General features: G+C 59.0%; 13 protein-coding genes and 2 pseudogenes. 7 read left to right on the top strand and 8 right to left on the bottom strand.

Features of this window, described 5'->3' with window-relative positions:
* Positions 1-49 precede the first annotated feature (49 nt).
* On the bottom strand, positions 50-676 hold the full coding sequence (locus AB4Z38_RS09235) for a TetR/AcrR family transcriptional regulator (protein ID WP_441429427.1): 627 nt from the start codon (positions 674-676) through the stop codon (positions 50-52).
* Between the two features lie 94 nt (positions 677-770).
* Here AB4Z38_RS09235 and AB4Z38_RS09230 point away from each other — a divergent pair, with 94 nt between their 5' ends.
* On the top strand, positions 771-1,517 hold the full coding sequence (locus AB4Z38_RS09230; RefSeq protein ID WP_441429426.1) for an NADPH-dependent F420 reductase: 747 nt from the start codon (positions 771-773) through the stop codon (positions 1,515-1,517).
* A 142-nt stretch (positions 1,518-1,659) separates the two neighbouring features.
* On the opposite strand, the gene AB4Z38_RS09225 is transcribed toward AB4Z38_RS09230, so the two are convergent.
* On the bottom strand, positions 1,660-1,839 hold the full coding sequence (locus AB4Z38_RS09225) for a hypothetical protein (RefSeq protein WP_441429425.1): 180 nt from the start codon (positions 1,837-1,839) through the stop codon (positions 1,660-1,662).
* A 65-nt stretch (positions 1,840-1,904) separates the two neighbouring features.
* Positions 1,905-2,045: pseudogene (locus AB4Z38_RS09220) on the bottom strand (DUF4192 family protein); the annotation flags it as partial.
* A 538-nt stretch (positions 2,046-2,583) separates the two neighbouring features.
* On the opposite strand from AB4Z38_RS09220, the pseudogene AB4Z38_RS09215 reads away from it, so the two are divergent.
* Positions 2,584-2,844: pseudogene (locus tag AB4Z38_RS09215) on the top strand (pyridoxal 5'-phosphate synthase lyase subunit PdxS); the annotation flags it as partial.
* Positions 2,845-2,972: 128 nt separating this feature from the next.
* Here the strand turns inward: AB4Z38_RS09215 and AB4Z38_RS09210 are convergent.
* A complete protein-coding gene (locus AB4Z38_RS09210; protein ID WP_441429424.1) occupies positions 2,973-3,878 on the bottom strand; it encodes a helix-turn-helix domain-containing protein in 906 nt (301 codons plus the stop codon).
* 142 nt (positions 3,879-4,020) lie between these two features.
* Here AB4Z38_RS09210 and AB4Z38_RS09205 point away from each other — a divergent pair, with 142 nt between their 5' ends.
* A complete protein-coding gene (locus tag AB4Z38_RS09205) occupies positions 4,021-5,043 on the top strand; it encodes a carbon-nitrogen hydrolase family protein (protein WP_441429423.1) in 1,023 nt (340 codons plus the stop codon).
* A gap of 11 nt (positions 5,044-5,054) precedes the next feature.
* Complete coding sequence (locus AB4Z38_RS09200) at positions 5,055-5,564, top strand: group I truncated hemoglobin (protein ID WP_441429422.1); 510 nt, start codon at positions 5,055-5,057, stop codon at positions 5,562-5,564.
* Positions 5,565-5,717: 153 nt separating this feature from the next.
* On the opposite strand, the gene AB4Z38_RS09195 is transcribed toward AB4Z38_RS09200, so the two are convergent.
* Complete coding sequence (locus tag AB4Z38_RS09195; RefSeq protein ID WP_441429421.1) at positions 5,718-6,635, bottom strand: helix-turn-helix domain-containing protein; 918 nt, start codon at positions 6,633-6,635, stop codon at positions 5,718-5,720.
* 148 nt (positions 6,636-6,783) lie between these two features.
* Between AB4Z38_RS09195 and AB4Z38_RS09190 the strand changes: the two genes are divergently transcribed.
* The 3 genes from AB4Z38_RS09190 (at position 6,784) to AB4Z38_RS09180 (ending at position 10,169) form a co-directional block, all read left to right on the top strand.
* A complete protein-coding gene (locus AB4Z38_RS09190; RefSeq protein WP_441429420.1) occupies positions 6,784-7,188 on the top strand; it encodes a cupin domain-containing protein in 405 nt (134 codons plus the stop codon).
* A 224-nt stretch (positions 7,189-7,412) separates the two neighbouring features.
* On the top strand, positions 7,413-8,831 hold the full coding sequence (locus AB4Z38_RS09185) for an aldehyde dehydrogenase family protein (RefSeq protein ID WP_441429419.1): 1,419 nt from the start codon (positions 7,413-7,415) through the stop codon (positions 8,829-8,831).
* A 1,167-nt stretch (positions 8,832-9,998) separates the two neighbouring features.
* Positions 9,999-10,169: a hypothetical protein gene (locus tag AB4Z38_RS09180; RefSeq protein ID WP_441429418.1), complete on the top strand. Its 171-nt coding sequence runs from the start codon at positions 9,999-10,001 to the stop codon at positions 10,167-10,169.
* A gap of 146 nt (positions 10,170-10,315) precedes the next feature.
* On the opposite strand, the gene AB4Z38_RS09175 is transcribed toward AB4Z38_RS09180, so the two are convergent.
* The 3 genes from AB4Z38_RS09175 to AB4Z38_RS09165 form a co-directional block, all read right to left on the bottom strand.
* Entirely contained in the window at positions 10,316-12,106 is a 1,791-nt protein-coding gene (locus AB4Z38_RS09175) for a flavin-containing monooxygenase (protein WP_441429417.1), read from the bottom strand.
* Positions 12,107-12,995: 889 nt separating this feature from the next.
* On the bottom strand, positions 12,996-14,627 hold the full coding sequence (locus AB4Z38_RS09170) for a sigma-54-dependent Fis family transcriptional regulator (protein ID WP_441429416.1): 1,632 nt from the start codon (positions 14,625-14,627) through the stop codon (positions 12,996-12,998).
* A 333-nt stretch (positions 14,628-14,960) separates the two neighbouring features.
* Positions 14,961-16,658, bottom strand: coding sequence for an aldehyde dehydrogenase family protein (locus tag AB4Z38_RS09165; protein WP_441429415.1), 1,698 nt, complete (start codon positions 16,656-16,658; stop codon positions 14,961-14,963).
* Positions 16,659-16,869: the final 211 nt, after the last annotated feature.

Here is a 16,869-nt window from a genome sequence, read left to right as displayed (position 1 = left end):
TGGTCCTTCGGTCGACAGGCGCAGTTCAACATGTGGGGACCCGGATCGTTCAGCTCCGGTGGCTTGTCCTTGGTATTTCGCAGTCGTCCGCCTCGATTTCCGGCAGCGCATTGGTATCCGCAGGACGTAATGATTCAAGGAGAAGTGCGATGGCCCGGCTGGGTCCGCTGCCCTCGACTCCGCGGCCCCAATGAACGCTGGTCAGCATCGCCAGGAATGTAAACAGGTCCCCTGGGGACACGTCTGGCCGGATTTGCCCGCTTGCTTGTCCTCGGTGCAGAAGTTCAGCCAGCGCAGTGGTGATGACACTGGCTGAACGCGCGGTAGGCACCAAGGCGTTGCGGGCGGCGGCAATAACGTTTTCCTCGCGGGCCACCATGTCGGTAGCCGCGGTCATCACCTCCCTTAGACCGACGCGAGGGTCAAGCTCCGAAACCGCACTCCGGATTTTGGGCGCAACATCCTCCCTGATGCATTGATCCAACGCTGCTTTGACCAGATGTTCCCTGCTCGGAAAATGCCTATATAGCGTTCGTGCCCCGACACCAGCCTGGGCTGCTACCTCGTCCAGGGAGGCCTCCGGGCCCATTTCGAGGAACACCGCACGGGCTGCCCGGATGATGCTTTCGGCATTTCGTGCTGCATCAGCTCGAACGGGAGATTCAATATTGTTCACCCTGACATTATACTATCTGGCAGTTCTCTGCCAGTACTGCTAGAGTCGCATATGGCAGTTCACTGCCATATCACATCAAGAAGGGACAGCAGTCTTGACAACAATTGGAATAATCGGCGCGGGAATGATTGGCAGAACGTTGGCCCAACTGGCGATCGATGCGGGGATGGAAGTGCTTCTGAGCAACTCAAGGGACCCCAGCACCTTGAGCGGACTTGTGTCAACGCTTGGACCAAATGCACGGGCCGGATTTCCCGCTGAAGCTGCCCAGGCCGGCCCAGTGGTGATAGCAACCATTCCGCTTGCGAACTACGGGACCTTATCGCAGGCAGATTTGGCAGGAAAAGTGGTCATAGACACCATGAATTACTATCCGGAACGAGACGGAAACATTGCCGTCCTTGACCGCGGCGAATCCACGTCAAGCGAGCTTGTGCAGAGTCACCTATCGGACAGTTTGGTCGCGAAGGCCTTTAACGCCATCTCGTTTGCGAATCTCGGTTCCAGCGCCAGACCTGCCGGTGCCTCGAGTCGGAGCGCGCTTCCGTTCGCGGCAGATTCCAAGCAGGCGGAGACTGTCGTGGGTGACCTTATCGATCGGATTGGATATGACGCTGTCTTTGCTGGAAGCCTCGCGGAGAGCTGGCGATTCGAACCCGGCACACCCGTTTATGTTGCGCCGTACATGCCCAGCACCCGCCCGGAAAACATGTCGCAGGAGGAAGGCCTCCGATGGATGGTTGACACTCCCGGAACACCTGTCGCGACCAACCAAGTGAAGATGCTCCTGGAGCAGGCCGTTCGTGCGCAGCCCGGCGGGCTTCTTCCAGCGGGTGCTTAGACGGTTCCTGCGGTGCACACGAGGTGGGGCGTAGGAGCCCGTCCGCGCCCCACTTCGTTCATGAGGAGATCTTGACGGTGCGTCGCTATCGTGCTTGACGGTAGATGGGGCAACGAGTCCATTGGTACCAAGGAGTAGGCCTTTATTGGTGGGCTTTGCTGCCGCGGCCTTCCCACCAGTTGATGTAGCCGATGGCGGTGAGGAGCGGCGCCGAGTGGTGGGTGCTGCTGTGCGTGTAGGCGTGGAGCAGTATTTGCTGGGCCCATTCGACGCGGGTCCATTGCGGCTTGCCGGGGGTTTGGGCCAGGAGGATTTGTTCCATGAGGCCGTCGACGCGAGGTAGCCGGCGACTGTTCGGGCGTAGGCGAGTTCTCCACCGTCGCGCTTGGGGAGGTCCACGCGGAGCGTCACGCCGATGTGGTTGGTGTCCAGCGTGATGCACACAAGGCTTTCCTGCGGCCAGAAGCCGAGTGTGTGGCCGATGAAGCTGAGGACATCGGCGGGGGTCGTGATGGTGAGCGTTTCCATGATCTTTCTCCCTCAGGGGCGGCGTTGGCCGTGGGCGTTGGTTTTTCGTCGTCGTTCTGATTGAGGGTCCAGTGCTGGGCATGAGGGGCCGGAGTGCAACTTGGGGGACCGGCAACAATCCAAAAGTTCGCGAGGAAAGAAGCGGAGCGCGGAGAGAAGTTTTGGAGGGGGGTCGGCGTAAAGCGCCCTGGTTGCGCGGAGGACCCGCCCAGCGATGATCGAGCATCAGAATGACAAACAGCGAAGATTCTTCTGCGTCTTCATGGCTGGGTCGGGGCAGCGCCGCATGACGCCTGAGCGTCTTGTTACTTGGACCAGAATCTTTCGCGTGAGCCGTGAGCCGTGCGCCGGAGCGTCTCTGAAGGGCGAGTTCGGCGCGTTCGACGACTGAGCGGCCGTGTGCGTCGAGGCGCCCGTCTATCGTGGGGCTGGCCATTTCACAGTCGCGGATTTCCACCAGCCGGCGGTGGAGCTGTGTTTCGGCGTGCCGGCTGAGGACGATGAGCCCGCTGGACCGTCGCTTCTCGAGGATCAGGTCGAGATCAAGAAGCTGACCTCCATGCCGGAGGACGAACTGTACGTCTCGGCCAAGGAACTGCAGGCCCCGTACGAACTGGTCAAGGAAATCGCCGCCGCAGGCAAGCTCCCGGTCGTCCTGTTCACCGCCGGCGGTATCGCCACCCCGGCCGACGCAGCGATGATGATGCAGCTCGGTGCGGACGGCGTGTTCGTCGGTTCCGGCATCTTCAAGTCCGGCAACCCGGCCCAGCGTGCCGCCGCCGTCGTTTCCGGCGGCACATGTCGGGAGCGGTATGAATTGGCCCGAGACTTCTGACGGATCCGCGCTTTCTAGGTTGGCCATGGGCCGACTAACAAGCCAGCAATGGCCTGCTCGGCGGGGGGCGATCAGGTGAAGGAAAGGGGCCCCTAAAGGCGTGAGTCTTCTGATGGCAGAAGGCCAAAGTGTCGTTTGTAAGCTCTGGTGAACGTGTCAGGGTTTGAAAAGCCCACACGATAAGCAACTCCTGTCACTGAATGCCCGTCCCGAAGCAAAAACCGTGCATGCCCGAGGCGAACCCGACGTATAAATCCAGCTGGAGTATCGCCTTCTGCGGCAAAAACTTTGTGCACCAAGCGCACGGATACGTGATGCGCACCAGCAATTCTCTCCACCCCAAGGTCAGATTCGCTGAAATGCTGGTTGACGTACCCACAAAACGCAACGTGCAAGATGGAAGCATCGACTTCTGGCCTCCCCGCGATACTTGTTGATACGAGTACTGCTTTTAGCAAACTCACCGTGGCGTCGGCCAGATGTTCAGCAGCAATCTCGCTCCCGATTTCCGCCTCTTTTGGATCCAACGAACACAACAAACTGGTCAAGACCGTCAAAGACGCAGAGGGTGGGAGCACACGCGCTGTCAGGCCTTCAAAAGCCAGACCCGTCAGCGGCACTACGGACCGCGGAACCTGTAGAACCATTTCGCTCATCTTCGAAGGGAACTGCAGGCTGTAGGGGGAAGACGCGTCGTACATGGCAGCTTGGCCTCGCTGTAACGGAGCGGAACGTCCATGCTGCAGGATGTTCCCCACTCCGGAGCGTTGCAAGGAAAGCAGCATGTCATCACGTTCATGCATCCTGACCAGATCATGGCTCCTGTACACCTCCGAGGCTTCGCTGACGACCTTGGCGATGCTGACATTCCTCGGCAACTGGGCCTGCTCAAGACTGGCGGTGAAGCCTACGGACGCCGAGCGAACTTTCAGCGGAACGAAAGCCTGGCTGCAGGCAGAGGACCATTGTTCGGCTGTTTCGGCACTTGTGCAGGGCATGTGAATAGCCTAGGTTCTCGCCGCGGGGGTGTACACGAATCGTCGAACGGCATGCGGGCATCGTCGAGAACTCTGCGCGTGGTGCTTATCACAATGAAGTACGGAGTTTCCCTGTACTCCCTCAGACACCCCAGGAGATAGCATGTCCGACTATTCCAAGCAGCTCCGCGTAGCCGCAGTCCAGGCAGAACCAGTCTGGAACGACTTATCAGGTGGCATCGAAAAGACCATAGCCCTGACCAGGGAAGCCGCTGATAACGGGGCTGACCTCATTACATTTCCGGAAGTGTGGATACCCGGGTACCCGTGGTTTCTCTGGCTCGACTCGGTAGCCTGGCAGTCGCAGTTCCAGCTCACTTATGCTCAGAACTCTTTGGTCCCCGGAAGCCTTGAATTTATCCGTGTCGAAGAGGCGGCACGAAATTTCGGCATATCGATCTCGCTCGGGTTCAGTGAGCGTGACGGTGGCTCGCTCTACATTTCGCAGGCGTTCATCGACAAAACCGGGACCACAAAGCTAACGCGTCGCAAGCTGAAACCGACCCATGTGGAGCGCACACTTTTCGGCGAAGGCGACGGATCTGATATTCAGGTTATTGATACCGAACTCGGTAGGGTGGGCCACTTGGCGTGCTGGGAACATCTCCAGCCATTGACGAAGTACGCCATGTTCGCCCAAGGCGAGCAACTTCACGTCGCAGCATGGCCCAGTTTCTCGCTTTTTGAGGGTGCGGTGCACGCCCTGAGCCCGGAGGTTAACGTCGGGGCTTCCCGGCAGTACGCAGTGGAAGGGCAGACATTCGTTGTTGCCCCTTGCGGTCTGGTCGGCCCCGCCGGCCAGAAACTCATGGCGGACACGGAAGTCAAGAAGCAGTTCCTGAACCTCGGCGGAGGACATGCACGAATCTTCGGCCCGGACGGCCGCAGCCTGGCAGAGCCACTTCCTCCCGAAGTAGAAGGCATCATCTACGCTGACATCGACTACGCGGCAATACTCCAAGCCAAGAACGCGGCGGACCCTGTGGGCCACTACTCGCGCCCCGACGTCTTTAAAGTCCACTTCAACCGCACTCGCAACGCGGTCGTCACCGAATCCCACGCCGAAACTCAGGCGCCAACGGCCGAACAGTCAAAACCAGCTGTCGAACAATACGTGGAAATCTAAGGAGTTAAACTATGCGTGAATCCACTCAAGAAACCACTGCCCCAGCTTCTGCCTCTCTCTACGAGCGGCTCGGCGGTTACGACGCAATCTTCGCGTTCGCTGGTGCAGCTCTGAAAAAGGGCATGCAGCATCCGGACATTGGCCACATATGGGACCACATGCCCGAGTCGTCCTTCAACAGGGAACACATTAACTTCGTCGATTTCCTAGCCGCCGAGTGGGGAGGCAATGTTCGCTATCGGGGACGTGACATGGTCACAGCTCACCGCGGCATGGGGTTGACCGATGTTCACTGGAATGCAATGTTTGATTGTCTCTACGCATGCTACGAAGAGTATGGCCTCCCTGAGGAGCTCCAGCAGGAGATCAACGCCAGCTTCGAGAAGTTCAAACCGGTCGTGGTCGGTAGCCCTTCATTGCGCTCGGTAGTGCTGGACCACCCTGAAATGGATGTCACCAAAGGGATGAAGAGTGTCGGCGTCGTATGGCCGCAGCGCAAGAGCGGACAAGCTCGAGAGTAACGCAAACAAGCTACAAGGCGGATCAGTGCAGGGTTTCGCAGGTTTGGTGTTTCCGGCCTGCGAAACCCTGTCGACAGGCATCCAAGTTGGGGGTACCGAACCAAAGACGTGACGTTCCGTGACGTACCAAGTACATCGCACATCAACTCCTGGTCAGGACGCAGGTTCTCTCCGCCATTGACCAGGGGTGGTCCCATACTGACGTTTGAAGGATCGGATGAAGACGTTCACCTCTGGGTACCCGACCCGCCAAGCTATCTGGCTTACAGATAGCGTGGCATAGCGAGGGTCGGCGAGCAGGCGCCGGGAGAGATCCAATCGCTCGGCACGTATGAAGGCCGCAGGGCTGGAGTCGAACACGGCAAAGGCAAGTTGCAGCGTTCTCAGCGAGACGTGCTGGCTATCGGCCACCAACGCGGGCGATAGTTCGGGGTTACTCAGATGGGCGCGGATGAACGACTGCGCGGTGGCCAGAACGTATCGATACCCTTCCGCCGAAGACGCAAACCGATCAGGGACCGCTCCGAGAACGCTGAGCGCCAGCCCCGCAGCTGTAGCACCGAGTTCGTCGTGTTCACTTTGGGAAAGTTGGTCAGCCACGTCGAGCGTTTCTGTTGCGAAGGCCCTGTAAACCCGCGTCATCGCATTATCGGTAGCCACCCTCCGGCGTTCAACAGAGAGCAGCTCAGATGAGGGCACTATCCGGCGAGGCGCTTGCAGAACGAGCACGCGGCTGGAACCGTCAAAGGCTAGTTCATAGGGCCGGTTCGCAACGTGCACTGAAGCGGCTCCTGGCCTCAGGATAATCTCCCGGTCCTCTTGCCGCACGACTGCATTACCTGATAGAGACATCAGAATCAGCAGGTCGTCGCATGCGTCCGCCCGTGCGGCTTCGTCGGTACGGAGAACACGCGAATTCGTTGTTCCAACCCTGGTCAACCGCACTCCGCCCAATTCAACCCGGTGCAACGAACCTTGGAAATCCGCCGTGGCATCGCTGACCTTAAGCGAGATGAAGTTGTCCGAAATCATCCGCACCCAGGTAGCGGGGCTATTGGTAGAGGAATCCATCTGATGGTCCTGCCGGTTGAATCCAAGTTTGCACGTTACGGCTATTGCCTCTGCGCGAAGCGTCGACCACTTGTGTGGGTTTCGTCACAAACTAGCTTGACGAGAACGCATCATACGCGTCAATGCCTACTACTACGGAGGGACACCGATGTCCGGTCAAACCAGCAGTACTTGGAATCATGTCATCACCAGCCACATTGCTGCCGAGTTCGTCCCCTTCGACTACCCGGAGGCCGGGGGCACCGGCGGGGTCTCGCGTTTTGGGGAGATTGCTGTCCTGCGTACCACTGCCTACGACGGAACAATGCACGTCGCTGCGTTTTGGCGCGTTGAGCCGGCAACCTCACCGCTATATGACGTTCCGCTGGGCGACGAGTCCGGCTACGTCATCCGCGGCTCCGCGAGCATCGAACTGCTCGACTCGGGAGAAACCGTCGAGCTGAAGGCAGGGGACCTCTACTCCTTCAAGAAGGGAACCCTTAGCCGCTGGACAGTTCACGAGCCCTTCGAGAAGTTCGTAGTCGTCACCGACGGCGCCAGCAACGCCCAGTAGCTATCCGCTTAGCCAGGGGGTCGCGTCGAGCGGCGCCACGGCTAAGCCATGCTCCACCCACCCAAGTTGAATACGACCACCGGCTTTCGACAGCATCACTGGTGGCCAGGGCGACGGCGAACCAATAAGGCCTTGCTGCACACGCCCCCCGTCGAACGCATAACTCGGTGCAATCCGCGGGCGCTTCCCGTAACCCTTACCGAACTCCATGACAAGGAACCATCATGACTGTTGTTCCAGAGACGAAGCATACTCTGCTGGCATCCATCAACGCCGCCGATAACGGCCGCGAAATCAAGGATCCGGCCACTGGTGAAACAGTGGGCTACGCCCCTCAGCACGGGGTCGCGGACCTCCAGAATGCAATAGATCTAGCCAGAGCGGCGCAACCGGCTTGGGCTGAGGCAGGGCACGAAGTCCGCTCGGCTGTACTTTTGGCCGCCGCAGAAGCAGTTAATGCCCACTCCGAGGAACTGGCGCAGATCCTTTCCCGTGAACAGGGAAAGCCATTGAACGGACCCAACGCACGATTCGAAGTCGGTGCGTGCTCAGCCTGGTTGCGGGCCGCCGCCGCCACGCCCCTGGAGCCAGAAATACTCGTCGACGACGGCGAAACCCGGGCCGAAGTGCATTACCGCCCACTTGGGATCGTCGGTGCCATCGGACCGTGGAACTGGCCCATGATGATCACTATCTGGCAAGTCGCCCCCGCGCTGCGAATGGGCAATGCGGTCATCGTCAAACCCAGCGAATACACCCCATTGAGCGTTCTCGCCCTCGTGGAAGTCCTCAACTCGGTCATACCGGCTGGCCTTCTGACCGCCGTTTCCGGTGGACGGGACGTTGGTGAGGCCTTGGCCTCCCACCCGGCCGTCAGCAAGATCATGTTCACCGGTTCTACCGCCACTGGCAAGGCCATCATCAAGTCCTCCGCGGACTCCATCAAGCGCCTGACACTGGAATTGGGCGGCAACGACGCCGGAATCGTACTTCCGGATGCAGACCCCAAGGCCATCGCCGAAGGACTCTTTTGGGGCGCTTTCATCAACACTGGCCAGACCTGCGCGGCACTGAAGCGCCTTTACGTCCACGAGGATATCTACGAGGCAGTCTGTGAGGCCCTCACCGAGGTAGCTTCGGCAATGCCAATGGGGGTTGGGCTTGACGAGAACAACGTCCTGGGACCGCTTCAGAACAAGGCCCAGTACGACATCGTGGAACGACTTGTCGACCAAGCACGGAAATCTGGGGCCCGTATCCTCATAGGAGGTAACCCGGAAACAGATCAGCCGGGCTACTTCTACCCCACGACTCTCGTGTCCGACATCGACAACGGCAACCCGCTGGTCACAGAAGAACAGTTCGGCCCCGCACTGCCCATCATCCGATACCGGACGGTCGACGAAGCCATAGCCATGGCCAACGAACTCGATGTAGGGCTGGGGGCATCTGTCTGGTCTCCGGATCTTGAGCGGGCACGTACCGTTGCCGCGCGCCTGCAAGCCGGCACTGTGTGGATTAACAAACACGGAGCAGTCGATCCGCGGGTGCCCTTCGGCGGAGCCAAGCAATCGGGCTACGGCCTGGAATTCGGCGTCGAGGGCCTCAAACACCTGGGACAGCCCCAGATCATCAACGGATAACACCATCAATCATGTCCTGGCCGGCGCTGTTACAAGTGCCGGCCGGGACATTCTAAGGACCGACGTTCCCCGGTAAAGTACTTTACTGCCGTGATTTGAGTATCGGAGATGAGATCCATGCCCGGAAAGGAACTCGCAACTTCCAAGTCCGGGTGGTGGAAATTCACGAAGCTATGGAGCTCTTCTGGGCCGTCGACACTATTGGGGAACTCCGGATCGTGGAATTCGATGAATATACTGTCTATCTTCAACAGCCTGCTTGGCTTGATGTTTCACGCTTCCGCGCAGCCCAGCCGACAGCCGTCCTAGTTCCAAGGGAATTGAACGGCACTGAGGTGTCCCATTTCAGTATCAATGTGCGGGACGATTGTGATCTGGTCGTCGCGGCCGAAAGTCGCCAGGACAGCTCGGATTCTCTGATCAGCAAAGTCTTCTTTTGCATCCCCGGCGCTCGCCTCAGCTCTGGTTCCCAATAGCCGCGTTGTCGCATACTCGACCGGCGCGATTCCTGTTGCCTCCGCCAAGCGACGCATTGCCTGCTCATGTGCTGCGTCGGATACCGCATGAACCACGAGGCCGGCGACAGAACTACAATCCGATTAGCGCTTGGTCTGCCTGACTCTGATGAAGAAGCCCACTGAGCGCGTAGGGGGCGGAGACGGGGTGGACTTGCCCGCTCTCTTCAAACGCCTGTGTAGCCCGGCCTTCAAGAGGAGATGTGGTGAAGAGCCGCGGAGTGTATTACTCAGTGCCGTTGAGGAAGGCGTGCTGTCGCTGGCAACTCTGAATGGTCCTTGGGCGGAGAAATAGACCCGGCCATGACTGTCCCAGTCCTGTACCCACCAAGCTGAATTGGTGTGTCCCACGATAGCCAGATAGGCCTCGCCGGCTGCCGCCTTGTCCGCGCGGATCTGCTCGCCATCTTTCCGTTTCCACCACGGAGAGCGTTCTGGAGGGCCTTGAAGAAGTTTGTCTCCGAAGTCATGGATTCCATCCGGTCCGGTTTCGTGGACCGATTCCGCGGGTTGCCACCGTCTGATGAAGGACGGCGGCGCAGCACTGGTGCCCGACGCCCGTGAACTGATCGAGCTGCTCGCCAGCTAACCTCGAAGGTGGCCGGGACTTATACTGTCCCGGCCACCCCATCCCCGCGAAGGAGACACAACGGTGACGGGCTCTTGGGACGACGACGGCAATTTCGACCACGAAGTACACTTCGAGGCGATCCACCGTGAGAAGGCAGCCGCGACTGCCAGGCGGGCCGGCATCCTACGGTCGATGGAAGTCGAAGGCCTGTCCTCACTGGTCTCGGAAGGAGTCCCCGAGGAAAGCATGTAAGGGGGAATGCACCTAGCGATCGGAGCAAGGGGACGACGTGGGAGAGTCGCCGCAGTGCGCATTCGTAAAACTCACCACAGCTACTGGTCAATGGCCGGCTGCCCGCGGCTTGTGTTCGCTTGTCTGAATTCTCAGTGGGGCTGTCGTCAGTTCCCTGAGTTGCATAGGGTCCCTGCGTCCATCGCCGCGATCTGCAACGCGAGCAATTTGGAGTAGAAGCGTCCGTCGCCGATGCCGAGCGAAACCATAAACCACAATTTGTCGACGCCGGTCTGACGCCAAAGGCGTCCGTATTCGCGGTCCTCGCCGACGTCCGCGAAATTGCCGACCTGGTCTGCGACTGCATCTCCGAGCACTTTCCTTATGGCAGTTGCGGGGCCACGGTATCCCGTTGCAAAAATTACGAGGTCGGCTTCGACAGAACTGCAGTCATCGAGTACGATCCCGGCAGAGTTGAAACTAGTGACGCTACCGTGGCGCAGCTTGACAGTGCCATCAGCGATGAGTTCCGACGCGCCGGCGTTGTAGTAGTACCCTGTAGCGTTCTGCCCGAATATCAGGCCAAGCACGCCTTGGCCGTTAGGTCCATCGCTGAGCTTGAATCCGGCCGCGGAGAGAGCCGCGAGAAGTTCGTGGTCCCGTTCTTTGACGAGGGCAAGCTGTGCCGCACCGTATGAGGGAAGCGCACCGAAAGGCGTCGAAGCGTTGACCAAATCAGCTTCGTCAACCGTGTAGTGACCCCCCGTGTGATTCGCATGCATCACAGCGTGGAAGGTCGACGTGTCCATCACCACCGTGCCTGAACGCTGGATGATGGTCACGTCGACGCCATGCTCCGCGAGATCCTGCGCGAGATCGTGTCCGCTGACGCCAGTGCCCACAACAACAGCTTGCTTCCCGGCCCATGCCTCGGCACCTTTGTAGTCGACCGCATGTATGACGGTCCCCTTATAGTCCGCCTCGCCCGGGAGATCGGGCCGGTGAGCCTCCCCGTTCATTCCCGTAGCGAAAACGAGGTGTTGCGGAGTGAGCGTCCGGCGTGAACCATCCGGGCGAATAACGTCCAATGACCATCGGCCGCCCATTACATCGAAATTCACATTCTCTGCAGTCGAACCCGTCCACACCGCGAGGTCCAACAACGACGCGTAGCTTTCGAGAAAGTCCCCAAATTTGTCCTTCGGCGTAAAGCGAGTCCAAGTAGGCGGGAATGGGACATACGGCAGTTGATCAGAGGCAAGCGGCGTGTGCAGAGCTAACGAACTGTACCGATTCCTCCAGTTATCACCCACCCGTGCATTGCTCTCTACGATCAAGGTAGGAATTCCCAAAACGCGTAGTCGTGCGGCGAGCATCAGGCCGTTGTGCCCAGCACCCAGGATAACCACGGTGGGGTCTTTTCGCGTGAACTCGTGATCAAGTTCCTCATGCCATGGGAGACGGGACGGATTCGGGCCGTGACTGCGCCCCAAAGGCCGTAGGTCGCCGACTTGTTCGGGGTGGGTGTCAACAGCGCTGAGGGCGAGGACAAAGGCCATAGCCCGATAAGCGCCGCCCTCCCCCTCGACTAGCTTGACAAATCCTTCCCCCTCGCCGACTTTCGTGCGAAAGCTCAGGAACTGCGCGATGGTTCGACGTCCATTTTCATGGCCCAAGATAGGGAGCGGCTCACGTCGAACCCTCACAGAGATTTCTGTCGATGAGTCAGCCGCACTCAAAAGTTCAACGACTTCGTCGCGACCGACGGCGTTTCGGAAGTCCCAGGACAGCGCCAAAAGGTCGCGCACTGTGCAATCACGCTCGAACAACTCGTTGATGGCCGCGGCATTGCGGGAACTCAGCGCACCTTCTAGTGCCGCGACCCAAGAGGAGACGATATCGTCACCTGCCTCGGCGCTGGCTGTTATGGCCGTGGATTTGATGGCTGAGGTGGTCATTTTGGTGTGCTCCTTTGTGCATTTTTCTGCCTTGTCAACGATGATCCGCAAGGCAGTGGGTCGGGACCGCTGGGAGAGCGGCTGGATGATGTGGCGGTCGACAGCTCAGCGACGTCCGGTCGGCGACGCGTGGGCCTGAAACGTCAGTGGCCGTGCATGTAGGCCGCAGACACCGGCAATAGAGTTTTGTGAACACCCATGGATCTAGGCTCCGCTATCTTGGGACTCGGCACAGTCCTGTTTTGAGACAGGTCACAAATTGCCGTAGATTCCGCAACCACTCAAACTCAGCGCAAAGACAACTGCCCTGGACACAGTCTTAACACCATGGTCAAGACGCTGAAGGTGGGACGAGGTGCCTCCGCCGGCCCATTAATCAAGGTCTTGTTGAAACCCTGAAGAACTTCGATCTGGTTGTTGCCAGACACGCAACAACAGCACCCCGCTGCGCCCCGCTCGGATCCAGCGGGACAGCTGAGGTCGAAAGATGGGCAGCGACTTTTTTGGGGCTTCCCAAGCAGAACCGTGCTCTGGAAGCTCTAGTCGGATGAACTCGCCGTCGATCGCATTCCGGATCTGCGCTTCGAACGCGTCCAGTTGACCTCCCTGAAATGCTGGTTCTCGGGCACGCAGGCAGAAACCCGGCCGGCTAGCCCTAGCCTAAGTCGGGAGTGCCTTTGGTCCCTACGATCTGAGTAGATTGACGATCAGCCAAGGACCAAGTCGCAGTACCGCGAGTTGTTTCTGGGTGTTTATACCCCGAATTGTCTGTGCGCAGGTCACACCTCCTCCGCGACACCGCAGCGACAGCGGTCCCCGCGGTCGGGGGCGCAGGAAGAGTTGGGCAACTTCTTCGCCAATGAACCACCCACGCGACGAAGACCAACATTCAGTCGTCCGCCTGAAGACCAAGTTCAAAGCCGCGACGTGCGTAAGTATCCATCTTTCTATACAGTGTTGAGCGGCTGATTTCCAAAATCACCGCGGCCCTCACCCGGTTGCCGTCGGCCTCGGTCAAGGCTTCTCGGATCTGTTGTAATTCCACTTCTTCAAGGCGTGTGAGCCGACTTCTAGCCAGCAATCCCTTGTGGGCCTCCGTTAGATCCTCAGGGCCAATGATGCCCTGCACAGCATGAGCTGATGCTGATTCCAGAACGTCCCTGAGCTGCCGAATGTTGCCGGGCCAATCGCCCACCGCAAGCGCCTCAATTAGGCGAGGAGAGGCGCGACGCGGACCGTTGGCCGAGGCACTCAGAAAGCTACGCACAAGCATTGGTATGTCGTCCCGACGCTGCCGCAGGGCAGGCATTTGAATCTCGATCCCGCGCAGCGCTGCTATAAGTGGAAGCATCATGTCGGTTAGCTTCCTTGAAGTCAGCACGACTCGAGGCTGTTCCAGGTCAGCCAACGTAGTTGCGAGCCGATCCCGATCATCAGCTGCAAGAGCGTCAATATGGTGAACTACAACTGCGGACTCATTGTCCAAGGCTTCCATCAGCCGGCCATAGTCAAAGCGGTCATGAGGAGATCCTGAGCCGCAATCGAGAACCACCGACGTCCTAGCCAGACGGGATGCCACTGCTTCGGCTAGGAATCTCTTGCCCGTTCCCGGTTCGCCGACTATGTAAGCAGGCATCATTCGGCTGCACGCCGTGGCGGCAGCTTCCAGGGCTCGACGGAAGGCAAGGCCCTCTCCCACCAGCTGCTCAAACCCATCCAATCGCTCGGATACTCCGACCCGTGTAGCACTGGGCTGAGGAACGGGCGCTGGCCGCAGCCGCATGACTGTCCCGACAGGATCGTCTCCCGTGTCGACTTGACGTATCTGAAGTTGCAGGACGCGGCCAGACACAACCGTGACATTGTGCTCAAGCGGTTGACGTAGATCTTGGGATGTACGGGCATATCCCGCGAGGACCGCATAGTCGCTTTGAGCAAGCATGCCCATGGCTGCCCGACTTGCGATAGTCGTTCGTCCATCCATGGCTACCACAGCGTCGGAGCCACGCTTGCGAACCTCTCGAAGATATGCGGACAACAATGCCTGCTCGCGGGCAGCCAACCGGGCCGCTAGCCTCCGCGATACTTCCGCGGCAGCGCCCTGAACGATCAACAGGATGGACCGAGGATCGGATTCGTTTGCGATGGGCGCAGGCAGAGTCAATGACAAAACGGCACGAATCGATCCGCGCAGGGGATCCCGGATTGGCACCGACGTGCAACAAATATCCTGGAGGTTCTCAGCGAAATGCTCACTGCCCCAGACCTGAACTGAAGTGCCTTCTTCGAGAGCAGTACCATCGGAATTGGTCCCACTGAGATCTTCCGAAACGCGGCTTCCTAGAGTGAAGAGGCGGTCGGCCCAGCGAAGGACCGAAGGTTCGCCCCGCACCACGGACATTGTGCCGAGGGGATCGGTCAGGCTCACGCACCCGTTTGTATCCAAACACATTCGTTCGAGGTCGCTCATGACGGGCTCGGCACATTTGAGCAACTGTTCGTCTAGTTGCGGATCAGCCATTGATTCGACAACCTTTGTCCCGGGGTTGACATTGCAGGCGAGGCTTCGTCGCCACGACCTGGCAATTACCGGCCTCAGGGACGACAAATCAGTCCGATGCGGATCGGCCAGGAACCGCCCTCGCAGCGCCCTGAGTGCTGCTAGCGCTTCTGGTCCTGCCTTGATTGTGCTCGGCTCAAACTCTGGCAGATTAGAAATCGTCATCGAGGCCACCACTTCCCGGGTCTTTTAACGGACAACACATCTGTCCAACGGTTCAGCTCATGACTGGAGAGTCCGACCTGAGCTGAACCGCGCTCCGCAATTTCTGCGTAGACTAATTCCTTGCTGCGCTCAGTCGTCCAGCAAAGCTTGAAGCTCCACCGGGAGCTTGCGACTCTGTTGACGAGCAAATTGCTGAACGTACCACTTGCCGTACCCCTGCTTGCCAGTCGACCCACTACCCTTCCAGCCACCGAAGGTCTGCAGCCCGGGCCACCATGAGGTGGTGGCGTGCCCGGGCACATTTACATTGATGCAACCCGCTTCGACCCGCCGAAGGAACATGCGGATCTCCTCGTGGTCCCCTGTATAGAGGCCGGCCGTAAGCCCCAGCGGCACATCGTTTGCGGCTTCAAGCGCAGCTTCAAAAGTAGGGACTTCGCTGATCGTGATCAAGGGCAGGAAATGCTCGTCACGCGCTAAAGCGTGGTCTTCCGGTACCGAGGAAATGACTACAGGACGGACTAGGTAGTTGCTGGTGTCAAGACGTCCGCCGCCAGCCACCGAAAAACCGGCGCGTCGGGCCTCTGTCAGGATTCGTTCATAGCGCTCAACTGCTTCGACGCTTATGACCGGCCCGGCGAAAGCCCCGGGATCTGCTGGACCCGCCATGTGCAATGCGGCCGCTTTCTCGGTCACCAGTTTCACGAGAATATCGTGTGCTCCGGGCGTGACCAGGACGCGGGACAGTGCAGTGCACTTTTGGCCAGCGAGGTCGAAAGCAGAGAAGACGATACCCTCGGCCGCTGCATCCAGGTCTGCAGTGTCCGTGACAATGACCGGATTCTTTCCCCCCATCTCGGCAATTACCGGTCGAAGGTAAGGCCCCGCAGCGACCTGGCGGAGGATGGCAGCCCCAACCTGCGCCGAACCCACGAACGACAAGCCGTCCACGTCGGAGGAAACCAAGGCCCTTCCCGGGCCGTCTGCACCGTGCACCACGTTGACCAATCCCATCGGCAGATCCATGGCATCAAACATCTCGAAGACTGCATGACCGGACCAGGCCCCACGGTGGTCTGTCTTGATAACAACACCATTGCCAGCCAGTATTGCTGCAATCGCAGGACCGGCAGCCAGAGCAAACGGGTAGTTGAACGGCGTGATAACACCGAAGACCCCGTACGGACGAAGAACGGATTGGTTGGCAAGGGTGCCGTCTCCGGCTTCAAGTTCTTCCTCGAATGCACCTTCCTGTTCAGCGTGAGTTGAATACCTACGGAGGAATTCAAGTCCTTCCAGGATTTCCGCTCGGGCGGGCACATGTCCCTTGCCTGTCTCCAGAGCCACTCGCACTGTCCAGTCATCAATGTGGCTTTCTACAAAGACAATTGCACTGCGAACGCGGTCGATACGCTCCCGGAGTGGAACAAGCTCCCACTCCCGCTGCGCAACACGGCTAACGTTTACTGCACGCTGTACCAATTCCGCGGATGCGTCATGACAGCCGCTGATGATGATTGAAGGATCGCTAGGGTCCTCACGTGAGATTCGCGGGCCAACGAACAGCTCTTCGCCGGAAATGATGTGAGGGACAATTGTCGGTATGGTAGCTCGCCGATCTGTCAGCGCCGACGTGAATGTAGGGACGGCGGTTTGGTTGGTCATTTGGGCTCCAGTCGTCGAGCGTCCAACGTTAAAGATGGAACAGGTATTCCGCCACATTTGTATGGCGATGTGCCGCTTCCGCAAAGTAGCGAAGCGGGTGGCAAAGCTTGCAACTTGTTCTGACATTCGAATAAACATCCTCCAATCCAAGGCGGGGTGCATCCAATGCCTGATGTTCGTCGCTCTACTACGACACTAGGTCTGTGAGCAGAACTCGCTCTGTCCGATATTGGGACATCAAGCCGGATGTCAGGCGATTTTGGAGGATTCGCAGCGCTTTTTCGACGCAGCGCAGGCCCAGAACCGGCCGTTCGCTACGCACCGCGATCTGGTGCTTCCAGGTCGCGGTCCGCGCGAGGTCTGCCGCTGAGTC

It is taken from the genome of Arthrobacter sp. 2RAF6, from assembly GCF_052115205.1.
Lineage (GTDB): Bacteria > Actinomycetota > Actinomycetes > Actinomycetales > Micrococcaceae > Arthrobacter.
The sequence above is the reverse complement of the archived record's forward strand: the minus strand, read 5'-3'. Positions and strand labels throughout refer to the sequence as shown.

Bases quoted from the DNA above. Each gene is read 5' to 3' on its own strand.
- AB4Z38_RS09205 (WP_441429423.1), top strand. From the start codon at position 4,021: ATGTCCGACTATTCCAAGCAGCTCCGCGTAGCCGCAGTCCAGGCAGAA.
- AB4Z38_RS09190 (WP_441429420.1), top strand. From the start codon at position 6,784: ATGTCCGGTCAAACCAGCAGTACTTGGAATCATGTCATCACCAGCCAC.
- AB4Z38_RS09175 (WP_441429417.1), bottom strand. From the start codon at position 12,106: ATGACCACCTCAGCCATCAAATCCACGGCCATAACAGCCAGCGCCGAG.
- AB4Z38_RS09170 (WP_441429416.1), bottom strand. From the start codon at position 14,627: ATGGCTGATCCGCAACTAGACGAACAGTTGCTCAAATGTGCCGAGCCC.
- AB4Z38_RS09225 (WP_441429425.1), bottom strand. From the start codon at position 1,839: ATGGAACAAATCCTCCTGGCCCAAACCCCCGGCAAGCCGCAATGGACC.
- AB4Z38_RS09210 (WP_441429424.1), bottom strand. From the start codon at position 3,878: ATGCCCTGCACAAGTGCCGAAACAGCCGAACAATGGTCCTCTGCCTGC.
- AB4Z38_RS09200 (WP_441429422.1), top strand. From the start codon at position 5,055: ATGCGTGAATCCACTCAAGAAACCACTGCCCCAGCTTCTGCCTCTCTC.
- AB4Z38_RS09165 (WP_441429415.1), bottom strand. From the start codon at position 16,658: ATGCACCCCGCCTTGGATTGGAGGATGTTTATTCGAATGTCAGAACAA.
- AB4Z38_RS09185 (WP_441429419.1), top strand. From the start codon at position 7,413: ATGACTGTTGTTCCAGAGACGAAGCATACTCTGCTGGCATCCATCAAC.
- AB4Z38_RS09195 (WP_441429421.1), bottom strand. From the start codon at position 6,635: ATGGATTCCTCTACCAATAGCCCCGCTACCTGGGTGCGGATGATTTCG.